The organism is Streptomyces sp. NPDC107517 (assembly GCF_055582645.1).
The window spans coordinates 29,932-47,528 of the sequence record NZ_JBVJPM010000007.1 but is presented as its reverse complement, the minus strand read 5'-3'; the positions used below and the strand labels follow the sequence as shown (position 1 = coordinate 47,528).

Annotated in this window: 16 protein-coding genes; 8 read left to right on the top strand and 8 right to left on the bottom strand. The window is 72.2% G+C overall.

From position 1 onward, the window contains the following. Positions 1-13 precede the first annotated feature (13 nt). Entirely contained in the window at positions 14-1,171 is a 1,158-nt protein-coding gene (gene cds1 / locus ACZ67T_RS18135) for an L-cysteine desulfhydrase Cds1 (protein WP_469985097.1), read from the bottom strand. A 306-nt stretch (positions 1,172-1,477) separates the two neighbouring features. On the opposite strand from cds1, the gene ACZ67T_RS18130 reads away from it, so the two are divergent. Together ACZ67T_RS18130 and ACZ67T_RS18125 are read left to right on the top strand one after the other, a co-directional pair. After that, a complete protein-coding gene (locus ACZ67T_RS18130) occupies positions 1,478-1,822 on the top strand; it encodes a hypothetical protein (protein WP_469985095.1) in 345 nt (114 codons plus the stop codon). A 213-nt stretch (positions 1,823-2,035) separates the two neighbouring features. Next, positions 2,036-2,554 (top strand): ATP-binding protein, encoded by a 519-nt coding sequence (locus tag ACZ67T_RS18125; RefSeq protein WP_469985093.1) that lies wholly within the window; start codon positions 2,036-2,038, stop codon positions 2,552-2,554. A 62-nt stretch (positions 2,555-2,616) separates the two neighbouring features. Here the strand turns inward: ACZ67T_RS18125 and ACZ67T_RS18120 are convergent, their stop codons facing one another. Genes ACZ67T_RS18120 through ACZ67T_RS18110 form a run of 3 tightly spaced genes read right to left on the bottom strand, consistent with a single transcriptional unit; the run spans position 2,617 to position 6,250 of the window. After that, complete coding sequence (locus ACZ67T_RS18120) at positions 2,617-5,178, bottom strand: ABC transporter permease (RefSeq protein WP_469985514.1); 2,562 nt, start codon at positions 5,176-5,178, stop codon at positions 2,617-2,619. 5 nt (positions 5,179-5,183) lie between these two features. Then, a complete protein-coding gene (locus tag ACZ67T_RS18115; RefSeq protein WP_469985092.1) occupies positions 5,184-5,972 on the bottom strand; it encodes an ABC transporter ATP-binding protein in 789 nt (262 codons plus the stop codon). Beyond that, positions 5,969-6,250, bottom strand: a complete 282-nt coding sequence (locus ACZ67T_RS18110) for an SHOCT domain-containing protein (RefSeq protein WP_469985513.1) — start codon at positions 6,248-6,250, stop codon at positions 5,969-5,971. Before ACZ67T_RS18110 ends, ACZ67T_RS18115 begins: the two co-directional genes overlap by 4 nt. Positions 6,251-6,433: 183 nt before the next feature. On the opposite strand from ACZ67T_RS18110, the gene ACZ67T_RS18105 reads away from it, so the two are divergent. Genes ACZ67T_RS18105 through ACZ67T_RS18095 form a run of 3 tightly spaced genes read left to right on the top strand, consistent with a single transcriptional unit; the run spans position 6,434 to position 8,512 of the window. After that, the gene (locus tag ACZ67T_RS18105; RefSeq protein ID WP_469985090.1) at positions 6,434-7,006 is read left to right on the top strand and encodes a TetR/AcrR family transcriptional regulator; all 573 of its coding nucleotides are present in this window, start codon (positions 6,434-6,436) and stop codon (positions 7,004-7,006) included. 7 nt (positions 7,007-7,013) lie between these two features. Beyond that, entirely contained in the window at positions 7,014-7,598 is a 585-nt protein-coding gene (locus ACZ67T_RS18100) for a DUF4865 family protein (protein ID WP_469985088.1), read from the top strand. Continuing rightward, complete coding sequence (locus tag ACZ67T_RS18095; RefSeq protein WP_469985086.1) at positions 7,595-8,512, top strand: phosphotriesterase family protein; 918 nt, start codon at positions 7,595-7,597, stop codon at positions 8,510-8,512. The genes ACZ67T_RS18100 and ACZ67T_RS18095 overlap by 4 nt, the downstream gene beginning before the upstream one ends. 10 nt (positions 8,513-8,522) lie before the next feature. On the opposite strand, the gene ACZ67T_RS18090 is transcribed toward ACZ67T_RS18095, so the two are convergent. From ACZ67T_RS18090 to ACZ67T_RS18075, 4 genes are all read right to left on the bottom strand, one after another. Beyond that, the gene (locus ACZ67T_RS18090) at positions 8,523-9,098 is read right to left on the bottom strand and encodes a DUF1097 domain-containing protein (protein WP_469985084.1); all 576 of its coding nucleotides are present in this window, start codon (positions 9,096-9,098) and stop codon (positions 8,523-8,525) included. A gap of 112 nt (positions 9,099-9,210) precedes the next feature. Next, the gene (locus ACZ67T_RS18085; RefSeq protein ID WP_469985083.1) at positions 9,211-10,461 is read right to left on the bottom strand and encodes an amidohydrolase family protein; all 1,251 of its coding nucleotides are present in this window, start codon (positions 10,459-10,461) and stop codon (positions 9,211-9,213) included. 98 nt (positions 10,462-10,559) lie between these two features. Beyond that, the gene (locus ACZ67T_RS18080) at positions 10,560-11,627 is read right to left on the bottom strand and encodes an acetamidase/formamidase family protein (RefSeq protein ID WP_469985082.1); all 1,068 of its coding nucleotides are present in this window, start codon (positions 11,625-11,627) and stop codon (positions 10,560-10,562) included. After that, entirely contained in the window at positions 11,624-12,652 is a 1,029-nt protein-coding gene (locus ACZ67T_RS18075) for a carbamate kinase (RefSeq protein ID WP_469985080.1), read from the bottom strand. Before ACZ67T_RS18075 ends, ACZ67T_RS18080 begins: the two co-directional genes overlap by 4 nt. 171 nt (positions 12,653-12,823) lie before the next feature. Between ACZ67T_RS18075 and ACZ67T_RS18070 the strand changes: the two genes are divergently transcribed. The 3 genes from ACZ67T_RS18070 (at position 12,824) to ACZ67T_RS18060 (ending at position 17,583) form a co-directional block, all read left to right on the top strand. Beyond that, on the top strand, positions 12,824-14,440 hold the full coding sequence (locus ACZ67T_RS18070) for a PucR family transcriptional regulator (RefSeq protein WP_469985079.1): 1,617 nt from the start codon (positions 12,824-12,826) through the stop codon (positions 14,438-14,440). Between the two features lie 132 nt (positions 14,441-14,572). Next, complete coding sequence (gene fdrA / locus ACZ67T_RS18065) at positions 14,573-16,138, top strand: acyl-CoA synthetase FdrA (protein ID WP_469985077.1); 1,566 nt, start codon at positions 14,573-14,575, stop codon at positions 16,136-16,138. Then, positions 16,135-17,583 carry a YlbE family protein gene (locus tag ACZ67T_RS18060; RefSeq protein ID WP_469985076.1) on the top strand — a complete coding sequence of 483 codons (1,449 nt, stop codon included), beginning with the start codon at positions 16,135-16,137 and terminating at the stop codon, positions 17,581-17,583. Before fdrA ends, ACZ67T_RS18060 begins: the two co-directional genes overlap by 4 nt. Positions 17,584-17,597 lie beyond the last annotated feature (14 nt).

The following is a 17,597-nucleotide window of genomic DNA, read 5'->3' as shown; positions in this document are numbered from 1 at the left end:
CAGACCCCGGGCCTCAGTCGGCGCTCGGCCAGACGCCCGTGGCGAGCAGCGTCTCGATGGTCCGCGTGTACGGCGCGATGTCCATGCCCTGGTGGGCCAGCCACTGGTCGCTGTAGTACTTGTCGAGATAGCGGTCCCCCGGGTCGCACAGCAGGGTGACGACGCTGCCGGTCCTGCCCTCGGCCACCATCTCGGCGACGATCTTCAGTGCGCTCCACAACCCCGTACCGGTCGAGCCGCCCGCCTTGCGGCCGATGGCGCCCTCCAGGGCGCGCACGGCAGCGACGCTCGCCGCGTCCGGCACCTTCATCATGCGGTCGATCGCGCCGGGCACGAAGCTCGGCTCCATGCGGGGTCTGCCGATTCCCTCGATGCGGGAGCCGCAGTCGCAGGTGACGTCCGGATCCCCGGTCGTCCAGCCCTCGAAGAAGCAGGAGTTCTCGGGGTCGGCGACGCAGATGCGGGTGTCGTGCTGCATGTAGTGGACGTACCGGGCGATGGTCGCGGAGGTGCCTCCGGTGCCGGCGGTGGCGACGATCCAGGTGGGCTCCGGGTAGCGCTCCAGCTCCAGCTGCCGGTAGATCGACTCCGCGATGTTGTTGTTGCCGCGCCAGTCCGTGGCCCGCTCCGCGTACGTGAACTGGTCCATGTAGTGGCCGCCGGTGTCGACCGCGAGGGCCGCAGACTGCTCGTACATCGTGCGCGAGTCGTCGACGAAGTGGCACCGGCCGCCGTGGAATTCGATCAGGCGGATCTTCTCGGGGCTGGTGGTGCGGGGCATCACGGCGATGAACGGCACCCCGATGAGCTTCGCGAAGTAGGCCTCGGAGACGGCGGTCGAACCGCTGGACGCCTCGATGACGGGGCGGCCCGGCCGGATCCACCCGTTGCACAGTCCGTAGAGGAACAGCGAGCGGGCGAGCCGGTGCTTCAGGCTGCCGGTGATGTGCGTCGACTCGTCCTTCAGATAGAGGTCGATGCCCCACTCCTCGGGGAGCGGGAAACGCAGGAGGTGGGTGTCGGCCGACCGGTTGGCGTCCGCCTGGACCTTTCGTACGGCTTCTTTGAGCCAGCTTCGGTACGCGGCGTCCGTGTGGTCCACGTCCAGCGTGGGCGACGGTTCCGCCCCTTGGGGGATCACGGCTGACGGGTCCTGCCGAGGGGTGCTCACCGCATGGCTCCTTAGCGTCGTTCCGAGCGCCGGTCCGACGCCGTCCACACCCGGCCGTCGTCTTCACGACCGGTCGGACGCCCCGATCATAAACACCTTCCGCACGCTTCTCACCTGCATAAACACCCCTTTGAGCAACTCAAAGGAACACCTGCCCCAAGGCAGGAACAGGCGTGCGGAGGAACAAAGGCGTGAGTCGGCCCTTCCCCTGCCGAGCGCACTCCCCCACGCACTGGTGCGGACGCCTTCGTGGGGGCAGACTGCACCGCGGGGCCGGTGAGAGCTCACACCAAGGGGGCGGACGACATGGCGGAGCCGGAGTTCACGGCGACGGGTGTGCGCATAGGGCGACTGCTTCGCTCGCTCACCCGGGCAGGCGAGGTCCGCATCAAGGGCGGCCGTCTCGAACTGCTCACGAGTTACGGCAGCGAGATCGACAGCGCTCCGCTCCAGGAAGTCCGCGCCGGCAAGGCCTGGTTCGCGCCCGGCGACCGGGCGCTCGCCGATGTCGGCGGCAGGCGCTACCTGCTGAAACTCGGCGCCGATCATGAACCCGGCGACGCGGTGCCCCGCCTCGTCGGCGAGAGCGGGCCGCCCACGACGCGTCGGTTCCTCGACGCGGTGCGCAGGGCGCGCGGCCGGCTGACGTAGTCGGCGGCGGACTGGGGGACTGCGCGCGCGAGTTGCAGGCTCGCACCCCCTGAGTCACTCTGGTCACACATCACTACTCAGGGTTTACCGGCGATAACGCGCTGCGAACCAGCCCGCCGGACACGCAGCAGGCGGGCCTCGGCTGACAACGCGACCCTCTGCTGGCTCGGTACTCCGCCTTCTTCCGGACCTTCAATTCGGGGAGTCGCAGCCGTGATCAGCCACCCAAGCAAGCACTGCACGGTGGAGCTCCAAGCCCTGCCGTCGCGGATCCGCCAGGTCCGCAGAATCGTATCGGCGCAGTTGCGCTACTGGCATCTGGACCCTCTGATCGACGAGGCGATGCTCGGCGTGACCGAGTTGCTCACCAACGTCCATCGGCACGCCGGTCCCGACAAGATGTGCACCGTCGAGATCGAGCTGCTGCGCGACCGCCTCACCGTGTCGGTGCACGACCACGACCCGCACCTGCCGCAGCTGTGCGACGCCGACCCGCTCGCGACCTGCGGCCGGGGCCTCGCCCTGGTCGCCGCGGTCAGCGAGAGCTGGGGCGCGCGGCCGCAGGGCGAGGACGGCAAGGTCGTGTGGTTCACGCTCCCCGCGCCGCCGGCGGCGCTGCCACTGCCGCCGAAACCCGAGTACCGGGTGGCGGAGGCCTTCCCCGAGCTGGACGCCCAGGCGGACCGCCGCGCGGTCCGACATGCTCCCGCCCGGTCGGCCGTTGTCGGCTGACCGGGCGGTGACCACCCCCTCGTACGGCACGGGCCACGTCACTCCTCACGGCACGGACCACGTCACTCGGTGGCGATGGCCCGCAGCACGTCGAGGCGTGCGGCGCGGCGGGCCGGACGCAGGCCCGCGAGCGCTCCGGCGGCGAGGCCCACCAGGGCCACGACGACGAGCTGGAGCGGGGGCAGGGCGAACGCGAACGCGCTGTCGCTCGCGCCGTCCGACGCCTCGACCAGGACCCAGCCGAGGAAGCCGCCGAGCACCAGGCCACCCGCGGTGCCGAACGCCGCGACCAGGACGGACTCCCACCGGACCATGGCCCGCAGCTGGGCGCGGGTCTGGCCGACGGCCCTCAACAGGCCGAGTTCACGGGTGCGTTCGTGGACGGCCAGGGTGAGCGTGTTGGCGATGCCGAGCAGTGCGATCAGCACGGCGAGGGCCAGCAGCGCGTAGACCAGGGTCAGCATCATGTCGATGCCGCCGGCGGACGACTGCGCGTACTCGTCGCGGGTCTGCACCTCCGGATTCCCGTACGCCGCCGCGACCTTGGCGACGGCGGCCTTGCCGTCGGCCGTGCTCACGCCGTCCTTGAACGTGACGGCGATCAGGGTGTCGGAGTCCTGCGCGCGGTGCGGGGCCCAGGCCTCACGCGTGATGACGTAGTCCCCCGCGAGCTCCGACCGGCCGTAGACCGCGCGGACGGTGAAGGTCTGCTGCTTGCCGTCGGTGAAGGCCAGTCGGGCGGAGCTGCCCGGTTCCAGGTGCTGTCTGTCGGCCTCCTTGCGGGTGATCGCGATGCCGTCCGTGCCGAGGTCGTTCAGCGAGCCGCGGACGGTGCCCAGGTCGAAGGACCTGGCGAGCGCTGCCGGGTCGGTGACGGTGAGGGCGCGGCCCTCGCCGTCGACGTCCGCGACGCCCTTGCCCAGGCCGACGGCCGTCGCGACCTGCGGCTGCTCGGCGATGGCCGGGGCGAGCTTCGGGCTGAGGCCGCTGCCGCCCGCGCCGAACGACGGCGCGGACACGGCGATGTCGCCGGCGAAGGAGCGGGACACCGTCTGATCCATGGTCGCCTTCAGCGAGGCGCCGAAGACAGTGAACAGGGAGACGACGGCGACGCCGATCATCAGGGCGCTCGCGGTGGCGGCGGTGCGCTTGGGGCTGCGCAGCGCGTTGCGCCGGGCGAGGCCGCCGGTGACGCCGCGCAACGTGTCGAGGGGGCTGCCGAGGACGCGTACGGCGCGTGACGAGGCGACGGGTCCGAGCACCACGAACGCGACGAGGATCAGCACGCTGCCGAGGCCGGCGAGCCAGACGGACGGCGACGCGAGGACACCGATCAGGGTGACGGCGACCGCCGCGACACCCAGTGCGGTGCCGAAGACGGCTCGGCGGCGCGAGGCCCCCGACCGGTCGACCGCCGTCTCGCGCAGGGCCGCCAGGGGTGCGGTGCGTCCGGCCCGCACGGCGGGCAGGAGAGCGGAGCCGAGGCAGACGAGGATGCCGACGGCGAGCGGGAGCAGCATGGACAGGCCGCTGATCACGAGAGCGCCGTCGGGGAACGGGAAGCCGATCGCGGGGAACAGCGCCTGGAGTCCGGCCGCGATGCCGATGCCGCCGGCGAGACCGGCGACCGACGCGAGGACGGCGACGGCGCTCGCCTCGACGAGCGTGGTGGCGGTGACCTGGCGGCGGGAGGCACCGAGGGCACGCAGGAGCGCGTTCTCCCGGGTGCGCTGGGCGACGACGATCGCGAACGTGTTGTGGATCGAGAAGGTCGCCACGAGCAGGGCGATGCCGGAGAACACGAGGAGGAAGGTGGTGAAGAGAGAAAGGAACTGGCCGGAGATCATGTCCGTGTTCTCCTGCGCCGACGCCTCACCGGTGATGGCCTCGACTCCCTTGGGCAGTACGGGAGTCAGCTCGTCGACAAGTTCCCGCTGGCTGGTGCCGGGAGCGGCCCGCACCTGGATGGACGCGGCCTCGCCGGGCCTCGGCGTGAGGTACTTCTCCGCGTCGGCCTGCGTCATGCCGGTGTACGTCACCTGGGCCATGCCGTCCTCGCCGCCGAACGTGGCGAGGCCGACGATCGTCACCCTGACGGGGTCGGGGGTGCGCAGGGTCGTGGTGTCGCCGATCTTGAGGCCGCCCTTCTCGGCGGCTCCACGGTTGACGACCACCTCGCCGGTCTTCGAAGGGATGTGTCCTTCGGCCAGGCGGTACGGGTTGAGTTCGGGGTCGGTGATCCAGTTGCCCGCAAGGGTGGGCGGGCCCTGGCCGCCGATCGCCTTGCCGTCGCTGCCGACGAGCTGGCCCGCGCCCTGGATGCCGGGCACGGCGGCGGCGACGCCCGGGGTGTCCGCGAGCTCCTTCGCGAGCGACGCGGCGACCGGCTGCCGGGAGCCCTGGCTCTCACCGGCGGTCGTGATCACGTTCGTGCTGCGGACGACGGCGTCGGTGCCGCTCGACGCGTTGCCGAACATGGTGTCGAAGCTGGCGCGCAGGGTGTCGCCCATGACGAGTGTGCCGGCGAGGAACGCGACGCCGAGCAGGACGGCCAGGAAGGTGCCGGCGAAGCGCCGCTTGTGGGCGCGCAGGGACGACAGGCTCAGACGCGCGGAGGTGCTCATCGAGCTCATGCCGGGGCCTCTCCCGCAGGTCGTGGGCCGCCGGCCGCGTCGAAGGCCTTCATGCGGTCGAGGACCTTGTCCGGGGTCGGGTCCTGCATCCGGTCGACCAGGCGGCCGTCGGCGAGGAAGACGACCTCGTCGGCGTGGGCGGCGGCCACCGGGTCGTGGGTGACCATGACGACCGTACGGTCCATCTGCCGCACGGCGCGGCCGAGGAGCCCGAGCACCTCCTCGCCGGAGCGCGAGTCGAGGTTGCCGGTCGGCTCGTCGGCGAAGACGACGTCGGGGCGGCCCGCGAAGGCCCGGGCCACGGCGACGCGCTGCTGCTGTCCGCCGGAGAGTTCGGACGGGCGGTGGTGCAGGCGGTCCCGCAGGCCGACGACGTCGACCAGGGCGTCGATCCACTCCCTGGAGGCGGCGTCGTCCTTCGCGCCCGCGAGGTCCATCGGCAGGGTGATGTTCTCCGCGACCGTCAGCGTCGGCACCAGGTTGAAGGCCTGGAACACGAAGCCGATGCGGTCGCGGCGCAGCAGGGTCAGACGGCGGTCGTCGAGGTCGCTCAGATCGGTGTCGCCGATGAAGGCGGAGCCGGCGCTGAGGGTGTCGAGGCCCGCCGCGCAGTGCATGAGCGTGGACTTGCCGGAGCCGGAAGGCCCCATGATCGCGGTGAACCTCCCGGCCCCGAAGCCGACGCTCACGCCGTCCAGGGCCCGGACCGCGGTGTCGCCGCTGCCGTAGACCTTCACGGCGTCGACGACTCGGGCCGCGGTCCGGGTGAGGGTGGCGGTCGTCATTCCGCACCGCCCTTGGCGCGGCCGAACTCCTCGTTCAGGACGGAGCTGCGGCGCCAGTACTCGTCCTCGTCGATCTCGCCCGCGGCGAAGCGCCGGCCGAGCACGGTGATGGGCGAGTTCTCGTCGGCTGCGGGCCGCCAGGGGCCGCCACGACGGCGTCCGCGCCACACCGTGCGGCGCAGCAGCGTGACGACGCCGATGACGACGGCCGCCCAGATGAGCGGGAAGAACAGGATCCACGGGCCGGGCCCGCCGTCCCAGTTCGCCAGGGTCTGCATGAGAGTCATCTCCTCGGAACGTGTGCTCACGTTTTCTCGATGACTCGAGACTCGCTCCGAAGGGGGGTCGAAGTCGTCGTACAGCCAGCGGCAGCGCGCGTACCACCACGGGAGTACTGGGCCTGCCGCCGTCTACTCTCCTCGCTCTCGACTTCTGTACCTACTAGTATGTACAGTTGCTTCATGAGCACTTCGGACCGGTTGATCGAGTCCACCCGCGAGCTCCTGTGGGAGCGGGGGTACGTGGGCACGAGCCCCAAGGCGATCCAGCAGCGCGCCGACGCCGGGCAGGGCAGCATGTACCACCACTTCGGAGGGAAGCAGGACCTCGCGCTCGCCGCGATCGAGCGGACGGCTCAGGAGATGCGGGCCACGGCCGCGAAGTCGTTCGGCGGCGCCGGCTCCGCGTACGCCCGCATCGAGGCGTATCTGCGGCGCGAGCGCGAGGTGCTGCGCGGCTGCCCGATCGGCCGGCTCACCATGGACCCGGATGTGATCGCGAGCGACGCGCTGCGCGCTCCGGTCGACGAGACGATCGACTGGCTGCGCGAGCAGCTCGCCGGGATCGTCGAAGAGGGCAAGGAACAGGGCGAGTTCGCACCTTCGCTGGATGCCGAGGAGATCGCGGCGACGATCGTCGCGACGGTCCAGGGCGGCTATGTGCTGGCCCGCGCGTCGGGCTCTCCCGCCGCTTTCGACGCAGGGGTCCGCGGACTGCTCTCGCTGCTCGCACCCGCCGCCCGAGCCGAGGAGTGACACGACCGTGCACGCGATGCAGTACGAGATCACGCTGCCCGCCGACTACGACATGGCCGTCATCCGCAAGCGGGTGGAGACCAGAGGGCATCTCCTGGACGAATTCCCCGGACTCGGGCTCAAGGCCTATCTGATGCGGGAGCGCGGCGTCGCCGGGTCACCCGTGAACCAGTACGCGCCGTGCTACCTGTGGAACACCCCTCAAGGCATGAACTCGTTCCTGTGGGGGCCCGGTTTCCAGGGCATCGTGGACGACTTCGGCCGGCCCGAGGTGCAGCACTGGGCCGGACTCGCGTACGAGGAGGGGCAGGCCTCGCACGCCACCGCGAGGAGCGCGGTACGCCGCCGGACACCCCTCACCGGGCAGGCGCCGCTCGCCGAGGCGGCGGACGCCGCCGTGCGCGACGCGGCCCGCATCGCCGCGCAGGACGGGGCGGTGTGCGCGGCAGTCGCCGTCGACCCGCGCCACTGGGAGCTGCTCACCTTCTCCCTCTGGGACCACGCGGCGCCGGACACGCCGGGCGACCTCTACGAGGTGCTGCACCTGAGCGCCCCCGAGCGCGACCTGCTTCCCCGGGGGAGGCAGTGGTGACCGCGACCGTACGGACCGTGCTCGGGGACGTGGCGCCGGAGGAACTCGGTGTGTGCGACGCGCACGACCACCTCTTCTTCCGCAGCCCGCTCCTGCCCGGCCAGGAACTCGACGACGCGGCAGCCGCAGAGGCGGAACTGCGCGCCTACGGGAAGGCGGGCGGCGGCGCGGTCGTCCAGTGGACGCCGCACGGTCTGGGGCGCCGGGCCGAGCTGCTGCCCGGGTTGTCGGCCACGACGGGTGTACGCATCGTGGCCGCGACGGGCCTTCATCAAGGTGCCCACTACCCACCGGAGTTGCTCGACCGGCTGCGTCCCGACCTCGCCGGCGTGTTCGTACGGGAACTCACCGAGGGCATCGGCGCCAGCGGTGTGCGGGCCGGGCTCATCAAGGTCGCCGGCGGCTTCCACGCCCTCGACGGGCACGCGGTGTGGACGATGCGGGCCGCGGCCGAGGCGCATCACGCGACGGGCGCGCCGATCGCCGTCCACCACGAGCTGGGTACGGGTGTGCTGGACGTACTCGACCTGCTGTGCGGGGAGTTGGGGGTGGCGCCGGAGCGGGTCGTGCTGGGGCACCTCAACCGCTCCCCCGACTTCGCCGTGCACCGCCAGGCCGCCGAGTCCGGCGCGTATCTCGCCTTCGACGGGCCGTCGCGCGCCCACCACGCGACGGACTGGCGGATGCCGGACGCGATGGCGGCGCTCGCCGACGCGGGGTTCGGCGACCGGCTCCTGCTCGGCGGCGACACGACGACCGCCGGGGCGCGTTCGGTGAGCGGCGGGCCCGGGATGCCGTACCTCCTGCGCCGCCTCCGCCCACGGCTCGAACTGGCCCTGGGTGAGGAGTTGCTGGGCCGGATCCTCGTCGACAACCCGGGCAGGGCGTTCGCGGTGGAGCGGCTGCCCGGGTGACGGACGGACTTCACTCCGCGCGCGCGGGTCCGGCGGAGGGTGACGGGACGTCCGGCGCGAGTCCGACGGGCGCCGGTTCCGTCGCCTTGACCGGGAACGTCAGCCTGTTGGACAGGTACGCGAAGACCGGTCCGAGCGCGTTCATCGCGATGACGCTGACCCAAGCCGTCCAGACGTTGCCCGCGTCGTAGCCGAAGCCGCCGAAGAACGTGGCGAAGTAGCTGGCGAAGCCGAAGAACATGCCGGGGATCAGCGACAGCGCCTTGATCCGACCCGAGTACATCAGAGCGCTGTTGACGGCCAGGATGACCAGGGCCTGCATCGCGTTGCGGGCGAACTGGCCCTCGCCGAGGGCCGTGCCCGCGTGCTGTTCGATGAGCACGATGGCGAGGGCGAAGGTCGAGCCCGCGGGCATCGCGAGCCACAGCCTGCGGGCGTTGGCCCAGCTCGGTCCGCCGAGCAGGAACGTGCCCGCCCACGATATGAAGATCGCCCAGGGCGGCAGATGGAGTGCGTTGCCGCCGATGAACGCCGTCAGGCCGGCGAGGACGGAGGCGACGATTTCGTGCGGGAGGCGTTCGCGCATGGGGATTCCTCTGCTGGAGGTGTGGTTGACGGTGCGCGGGGCCGTGCGGGTGCAGTAGTCGGTGCGGGGCAGCTGCGGTTGCGGGCGCGGTTGTGCGGAGGGGCAAGTGGTGTCAGCGGGTGAGGAGTTCGCTGGTCCTGGTCGTGCGGGCCACCACCTTTCCCGCCTTGATGACATGGGCGCGTTCGGGCCGGTCCAGGATGATGTCGTCGTAGACGTGCGTGTCGAGGACCACCAGGTCGGCGCGGGCGCCGGGCCGTACGCCGTAGTCGTGGGCGATCCCGACGACGCGGGCCGCGTCGTGCGTGACCATGCGAAGGACCCGATGAAGATCGACGGGCCCGGACAGATGGCCGGTCTGCGCCAGCAGGAGCGCCGTGTCGAGGGGGTCCGCGCGCCCGAACGGGGTGAAGGCGTTCCGGATGTTGTTGGAGGAGCAGGCGGCGAGCACGCCGTGGTCCCACAGTTCCCGGACCGGGGCGATCCCCCGCCGGACCGACCGGGTGTCGCGTCGGCCACCGAGGTGCAGGTCCGTCGCCGGGAGCGGCACGACGGCGACGCCCGCGTCGGCGAGTGCCGCCATCGCCCGCGCCCGGTCCGCCGGCTCCCGGCCGCCCAGCGAGGTCATATGGCCGAGCGTCACCCGGCCACCCAGGCCCCGGCGCACCGTCTCACCGGCGATGAACTCGGCGAGCGCGTACCGGGGGTCGGACGCGTCGTCGGCGAAGTCGGCGTGCAGATCGGCCGGGACTCGGTGCTGTACGGCGAGGTCGAGCACGAGCTCGACGTGGCGGCGGCAGTCCTCCAGGGTGGCCTCGTTGTACGTGCAGCCGCCCACCACGTCGGCGCCCGCCGCCAGCGCCGCGATCAGCAGCTTCTCGGTGCCGGGTGAGCGCAGGACGCCCTCCTGGGGGAACGCCACGATCTGGAGGTCGACCACATCCGCGTATTCCTCCCGGAGCTGGAGCAGGACCTCGACGCCGAGCAGCCCCGCGATCGGGTCGACGTCCGGATGGGCACGGATCACCGTCGTGCCGTTGAGGACCGCCGCCTCGAGCACGCGCCGCGCACGAGCCGTCACGTCCTCGTGCGTGAACGCGCTCTTCAGTTCGCCGGTCACCGCGATCGCTCCGGCGAGGGTTCCGTCGGGGTTGCTTCGTACGCCGTCCAGGAGGGCCTTGTCGAGATGCAGATGCGGTTCGACGAAGCCGGGCAGGACGACCCGGCCCGCGCAGTCGATCACCTCGTCGGCGTCCTGGCCCGAGGCGTCCCCGACGGCTCGCACCCGGCCGCCGTCGATCACCACGTCGCAGGGCGACCGGGCGTCTTCGACGCGTGCTTGACGCAGTATCAGTTGAGGCATGCGGGCTCCCGGTGGGTGGATGGGCGGGGGCGGATGCGGGGGGTGACTGGCGTGGGCGGCAGGCGCGATCAGCCGCGACCGGACCTGACTGGACCGGATCAGTCAGGGAAGTCCGCCTTGCGGATGAGGCAGTGCACTCCCTGGACCTGGTCGACGACCTGCGAGATCTCGAAGTCCGCCGCCGCGCTCAGGTAGGCGTACGCGGCCGGCCCGTCCATGCCGAAGCGGTCCGTGAGGAAGCGGACGGCGGCGCGGACCGCTTCCCGCATCGCCTCGTCGAGGTCCTCGTGCAGCCCCACGGGGATCCAGTGCCGGTCGGTCTCGCCGAAGGGATGCGTGAGGGCCGCGGCTGCCGCGCGGGCCCGTGCGCCCTTGAGGAGGGTGAGCCGGAATGTGGCGCGCAGCGGCGCCTCCAGGGCGGTGAGGGCGACTTCGCCGTTGCCCTGGGCGTAGTGCGGATCTCCGGTGTAGAAGCCCGCGCCGGCCGTCTGTACGGGCAGATACAGCGCGGAGTGCGTCGCGAGGTCCTTGATGTCGAGGTTGCCACCGTGCCGTCCCGGCGGCACGGAGTGCTCCGGCCCGTCCGTGTCGGTGGCCACGCCCATGATGCCCATGAAGGGCCGCAGCGGGAACCGGGCCGCCGCCCGGCCGTTGCCGTAGCGGATCACGCCGACGTCCCGGCCGTCCGCACGCTCCACCGTGCAGAAGGTGAACTCCGGTCCTGTGCGGGCGAATTCGTCGGGCAGGGCGCCACGGCCGTGCCGGCTGGAGATGACGCCGTAGTCGGCGCGCCGGTGCAGGGACAGCACTTCGGCCTTGAGGAGGTCGCCCGGCTCGGCGCCCCTGATGTGGACGGGCGCACTGACGACATGCGGCCCGTCCTCGTCCGGGTCCCGTGGCGGCGGGGACTTCGCCAACAGGCGGGCGTCGGAGAGCACTTCGGTCGCGGCGATGCCGTACCGCCCGAAGAAGGCCGCCGGATCGCGCCCCTGGTCCTCCAGGATGCCCTCGTGCGAGACGGTGTCGAAGGTGACGCTGTCGCCGGAGTCGATGGTGAGCGCCGGCGCGGTGGTGCGGCAGGGCAGCCGCCCCCAGCCGGCGGTCTCCGGTGTGGCCCGCAGATAGTGCGTGCCGTCGATCGGGCCCTGTCCCGCTTCGAGTATCACTGCGGCCTCCCTGCCGTGACGGTGCCGTTGAGGGGTTCGGTGGTCCGCGCCGGTTCGCTGTCGAGCCAGGTGCCGCCGTGCCCGTCGAGGGCGGCGCCGAGCTGCTGCGGTGAGGTGATGAGCACCTGACGGCCGGGGGCGCCGCGCAGGAAGTCGAGGGCGGCGCGGATCTTGGGACCCATGCTGCCCGGCGGGAACTGGCCCTGCGCCAGGAGTCGTTCGGCCTCGTCGTGGGTGAGCCGGTCGAGGTAGCGCTGCGTGGGCCGGCCGTAGTCGACGGCGACGCGTTCCACTGCGGTGGTGATGACCAGCAGGTCCGCGCCGAGTTCCGCCGCGAGATGCGCCGAGGTCAGGTCCTTGTCGACGACGGCTTCGACGCCCCGGTAGCCGCCGTCGTCGGTCTCCACGAGCGGGATGCCGCCGCCACCGGCCGCGATGACCGTGAATCCGGCCGAGGACAGCGCCCGTACGGCCTCCGTCTCCAGGACCCGGCGCGGTCGGGGCGACGGGACCACGCGCCGCAGGCCCCGCGCGTCCTCCTCCGCCACGGTCCAGCCGTGGCGGTCCGCCAGCTCCCTTGCCCTGGCTGCCGGGTAGAAGGATCCGATGGGCTTGGTCGGGCGGCTGAACGCCTCGTCGTCCGCGGCGACCACGGTGTGGGTGATCAGCGCGGCGACCCGGTCGTCGGCGCGGCCGAGCGACCGGAGACGGCCCGCGATCGCGGTCGCCAGGATGTATCCGAGGCCGCCCTGCGAGTCGGCCACGCACATGTCGAGGTCGACGGCGGGCAGTTCGGGCGCCAGGGCCGCCGCGAGGTCCGCGCGGCGCTTGATGAATCCGACCTGAGGGCCGTTGCCATGGGTGACGACGACCCGCCACCCCGCGTCGGCCAGCGCCACGACGGGGGACGCGAGCCGGCGCGCGGCCTCGACCTGTTCGGCGACGGTGGCGTGGGTGCCACCGCGCAGCAGCGCGTTGCCGCCGATGGCGACCACCGCTGTCCTCGGCACGGCTCGGGAAGTCATGCGGGTCACCGTAGGAGAGGCGGGCCGAGCCGGTCATGGGCACCGGACGCCAGGATGAGCGGCCCGCCGTTGACACCCGCTGACAAGGGGCGTCCCCGACCGTGGCGGGAAACATGGAAGTTACGCGCGGGGTATTACAGGTTACTCGCGGCTGTCGCATAGTGACTGTGCATGACAGGCATCGGTATCGGCACCGCCCCGACCGTCCCCTACGGCCTCTCTCCCGGGCTGACCGTGAGCGAGGCGCTGGCCCTGCCGTGCCTCAGCGGCGCACGACTCGTCGCCGGGGCGAGCGGCCGCGGCCGCCGTATCCGCGTCGTCAACATCATGGAAGTCCCCGACATCGTGCGCTGGATGCGCGGCGGTGAACTGCTGCTGACCACCGCCTACGCCGTCCGTGACGACGCGCAGGCGCTGAGCGACCTGATCCCCGTACTCGCCGAGCGCGGCCTCGCCGCCCTGGCCGTGAAGGTGGGTCCCTATCTGCCCGCGCTGCCGCCGGCGATGCTGGCGCTGGCGGACGAACTCGGCTTTCCTGTCGTCGAGTTGCCGGGCGCCGTCATGTTCAACGACATCCTGTCCGAGGTGCTGGGCACCGTGCTGAACCGTCAGGCCCTGGAGTTGGAGCGTTCGCGCGCCATCCATGAACGGCTCACGGCGGTGGCCCTCGACGGAGGCTCCTATCAGGAGCTCATGAACGTACTGCTCGAACTGTCCGGCTGCGCGGCCGCCGTGCTCGACGAGCACGGGTGGATCCTGGCCTCCGCGGGATCCCCGCCTCCCGACCGTCCGCCCGCCGCCGAGCGCGCCATCGAGACGGGCACGGGCGCGAGCGGCGCCGTGGCCCTGTGGCGGGACGACGCGGAGGCCGTGGACCACGAGGCCGGGGCGGCCCTTGCATCCGCTCACGAGCTCGACACTCATCAGCGCATGGCGCTGGAGCACGCCACGACCGTCGCCGCCACCATCGCCGCCCAGGAACGCGCCCTGGCCAGCCGCCAGCAGCGCTACCGCACGCTGCTCCTGATGGAGCTGGTCTCCCGGCCGCCGCGCGACCGCGCCGAGACCGCGCGCCGGGCCGCGGCCATGGGCTGGAACCTGCGGCTGCCCCGCGCGGTCGTGCTCGTCGAGGTCGCCTCCACCGGCACCGGGGGTCCCACCGACACCGAACTCGCCCTGGAGGACCGGCTGTTGCCGCTCGTTCGGTCGGCGGCCGGGGCCGGCGCGATCATCTGGGGCAGCCAGAGCGGACTGGTCCTGCTGACGGAACCGGGGCCGTCACTCGCCGGCCGGTGTCAGGCCCTGCATGCGGCTGTCACCGCCGCGCACCCCGGCTGGGACGTGGCTGTCGCCGCCGGGACCGTCCGGGACGACTTCACCGACTACCACCACAGTTACGAGGAAGCGGCGCAGACCCTGACGCTCGGCCGCGAACTGCACGGCCCCGACTTCGTTCGCGGCTACGCGGACCTGGGGGTGTACCGGCTCCTCGGACAGCTTCCCGCGGCGGAGCTCACGGCCCTCGTCGACGACGCGCTCGGCCCGCTGCTCGCCCATGACGCCGAGCACGAGGGCAGCCTCGTCGAGACCCTCGGCGTCTATCTCCTCCAGGACCGAAACGGCGTGGCCACCGCCGCGCGGCTGCACATCCACTACAACACCCTGCGCTACCGACTGCGCCAGATCGACCGCCTCACCGGCGGGCTCGAACGCCGGCCTACGGCCCGGCTCCAGACCGAACTGGCCGTCCACGCCCACCGGTTGCTCTCCTCGCGGAACCGGCGCTGAGCAAGCCCTCGGCACGGCTGACGCCGACCCCGCAATGGCGGGTCACTGTCACCCGTTGCCGGTAAATCCCCGGCCGGTTCTGGCACTTCGAGCCATGCTGAAAGGGGCGGGCCGCTGCCTAGAGTCGGAGCCATGGTGCTACGAAACGCCGTGCACAAGGATCTCTACGCCGACTCCGTCGCCCTCATGAGGGTCGCCGCCCGCCTGGCCGAACCGCCGGGCGTCGAGACCATCAGCCTCGTGATGGGAACACCAGCCAACCGCGACGTCCTCGCGCGGTCGGGGCTGCTGACCACCCCGGGCCACGACGCCGGACCCAACGACCTGCTCGTCGCCGTCCGCGGCGAACCCGACGCGGTGGACACCGCCCTCGCCCTGGTCGTCGATGCCCTGTCCGGTCCCGGCGAGGGACCGGGCGCAGGACCGGAGACCGGTGCGGACACCGAACCCCCGGTGCGCTCGCTCGCCGGCGCTCCCGCCGACGCGAGTCTCGCGCTGATCTCCACGCCCGGACCGTACGCGGCCGCCGAAGCTCTCAAGGCGCTGCGCCTGGGCATGCACGCCTTCGTCTTCAGCGATCACGTGCCGATCGAACAGGAGGTGCTCCTGAAGCGGGAGGCCGCCCGCCGCGGGCTGCTCGTCATGGGGCCGGACTGCGGAACCGCGGTCATCAGCGGCATCCCCCTCGGATTCGCCAACGAAGTGCGGGCGGGCCGCGTCGGCCTGGTCGGAGCCTCCGGTACGGGACTGCAGCAGGTGTCGAGCCTGCTGCACTCCATGGGCGCCGGGGTCAGCCATGTGATCGGCACGGGCAGCCGCGACGTGAGCGCGGAAGTGGGCGGGCTGACGATGCGGGCCGGGCTCGACGCCCTGGCCGCGGACCCCGCGACGGACGTCATCGTCCTCGTGTCCAAACCGCCTGCCCCCCACGTGGCCGGACAGCTGCTGAGGCACGCGGGCGCGTCGGGGAAACCGGTGGTGGCCTGCTTCCTCGGCACGGACGAGACCTCCCCCGCCCCTGCCCGGGTCACGCTCGCTCCCACCCTGTTCGAGGCGGCACGGTCCGCAGCCTCCCTCGCTGTCGGCGGAGCGCTCCCGCCCGGCGAAGAGCTGCCCGAGCTGCCCGCCCCCGCTCCGCCTCGCCGCCTGCTGCGGGCCCTGTACGCGGGCGGCACCTTCGCCCACGAGGCGGCCTCGCTCCTCGGCACGGTGCTCGGTGACATCACCCGTACCGCTCCCCCGCCCGCGCCGGGCGCGACCCCGCGCCTCCCGGACCGGCATCTCGTACTCGACCTGGGCGACGACGAGTTCACCGCCGGACGCCCCCACCCGATGATCGACCCCACGGTCCGCACCGAGTATCTGCGGGCGGCCCTCGCGGACCCCCGCAGCGCCGCTGTCGTCCTCGACGTGGTCATCGGACACGGCGCCGCGCCGGATCCTGCAGCGGCTCTGGCCGGAGCGCTGACCGAGGCTCCTGCCGACGCACCACCGGTGATCGCGTTCGTCGTGGGCACCGATGACGACCCACAGGGGCTCACCGCACAGCGGCGGACTCTGCGCGACGCGGGCGCGTATGTCGTCGACAGCAGTACGACCGCTGCGCGGGTCTGCGCCGAACTCCTCGCCAGCAGTGACGACTTGGCACTCGCCCCAGCTCTGTCCGCCCCCGCCTCCCGGATCGGAGAGACCGCATGACCGCACAGGCCATGGCCGCACGAGCCGTGCCCGCGCAGGGCCTCCTGACCGGCGTCCCGCACGTCGTGAACATCGGTGTCGACGCGTTCGCCGGGCCGCCGCGGGCCGCGGGCGCGACGGTGACCGCGCTCGACTGGCGCCCCCCTGCCCACGGTGATCCGGAACTCGGCGCCGGGCTCGCCCGCCTGGTCGCGCACCCGGCCGTCGAGGCGGCCAACGCCGAAGCCCTCGAACGGATCCTGGGCGTCGTGCCGCTGTGGACCGACGTCCGCCCCGCCGGAGAGCTGATCCCCGAACTGGCCCAGGAGAGGCTCCTGTTGCACGCCGGACCGCCGATCGAGTGGGAGCGCATGTGCGGCCCGATGCGGGCCGCCGTCGTCGGCGCCGCACTCCTGGAGGGCTGGGCGGCGACGCCGCAGGAAGCGGAAGCGCTCGCCGACGCGGGGGCCATCCGCTTCGCCCCCTGTCATCACCACGACGCGGTCGGCCCGATGGCGGGCGTCATCTCCGCGTCCATGCCCCTGCTCGTCGTGGAGGACGAGGCCACGGGACTTCGGGCGTACTCCAACCTCAATGAGGGACAGGGCCGTTGCCTGCGCTACGGCGCACTCGGCGACGACGTCATGGAGCGGCTGCGCTGGATGGGTGAGCGCCTCGGCCCCGCTCTGCGCGCTGCGATCGGCTCGCTCGCCGAGCCGGTGAACCTGCGGTCGGTCACCGCGCAGGCCCTTCAGATGGGCGACGAGTGCCACAGCCGCAACACCGCGGCGAGCGCCCTGCTCACCCGCGAACTCTCCGCCGCGCTCGCCCGGCACGCGGACCTGGGCGGGATCGAGGCGCTGGACTTCCTGCGTGACAACAACTACTGGTTCCTCAACTTCTCCATGGCTGCCAGCAAGTTGGCGCTCCTGGCCGGGCACGGTGTGCCGCACTCCACGGTCGTCACCGCCTTCGCACGTAACGGTGTCGACGTCGGCATCCGCGTCAGCGGCCTCGGCGACACCTGGTTCACCGCGCCGGCCGCCCCCGTGGACGGCCTCTACTTCGCCGGTTACGGACCCGCCGACGCCAATCCCGACATCGGTGACAGCGCCATCACCGAGATGCACGGCCTGGGCGGGTTCGCGCTGGCCGCCGCCCCGGCGATCGTCGGCTTCGTGGGCGGCACCCCCGAAGGAGCCCGCCGCGTCAGCCAGGAGATGGCGACGCTCACCGTCGGCCGGCACCGCGACTACCGCCTCCCCGGCCTCGACTTCGTCGGCAGCCCCGTCGGCGTCGACATCCGCAAGGTCGTCGACACGGGCCTCGAACCGGTGATCACCACGGGCATCGCCCACCGCGAGCCGGGCATCGGCCAGATCGGCGCCGGGCTCACCCACGCCCCGATGCGCTGTTTCACGGACGCGCTGAGCGCCTTCGAGGTGCCCGAGGAGCCCGACGAGTGACGGGCACGGCGGCC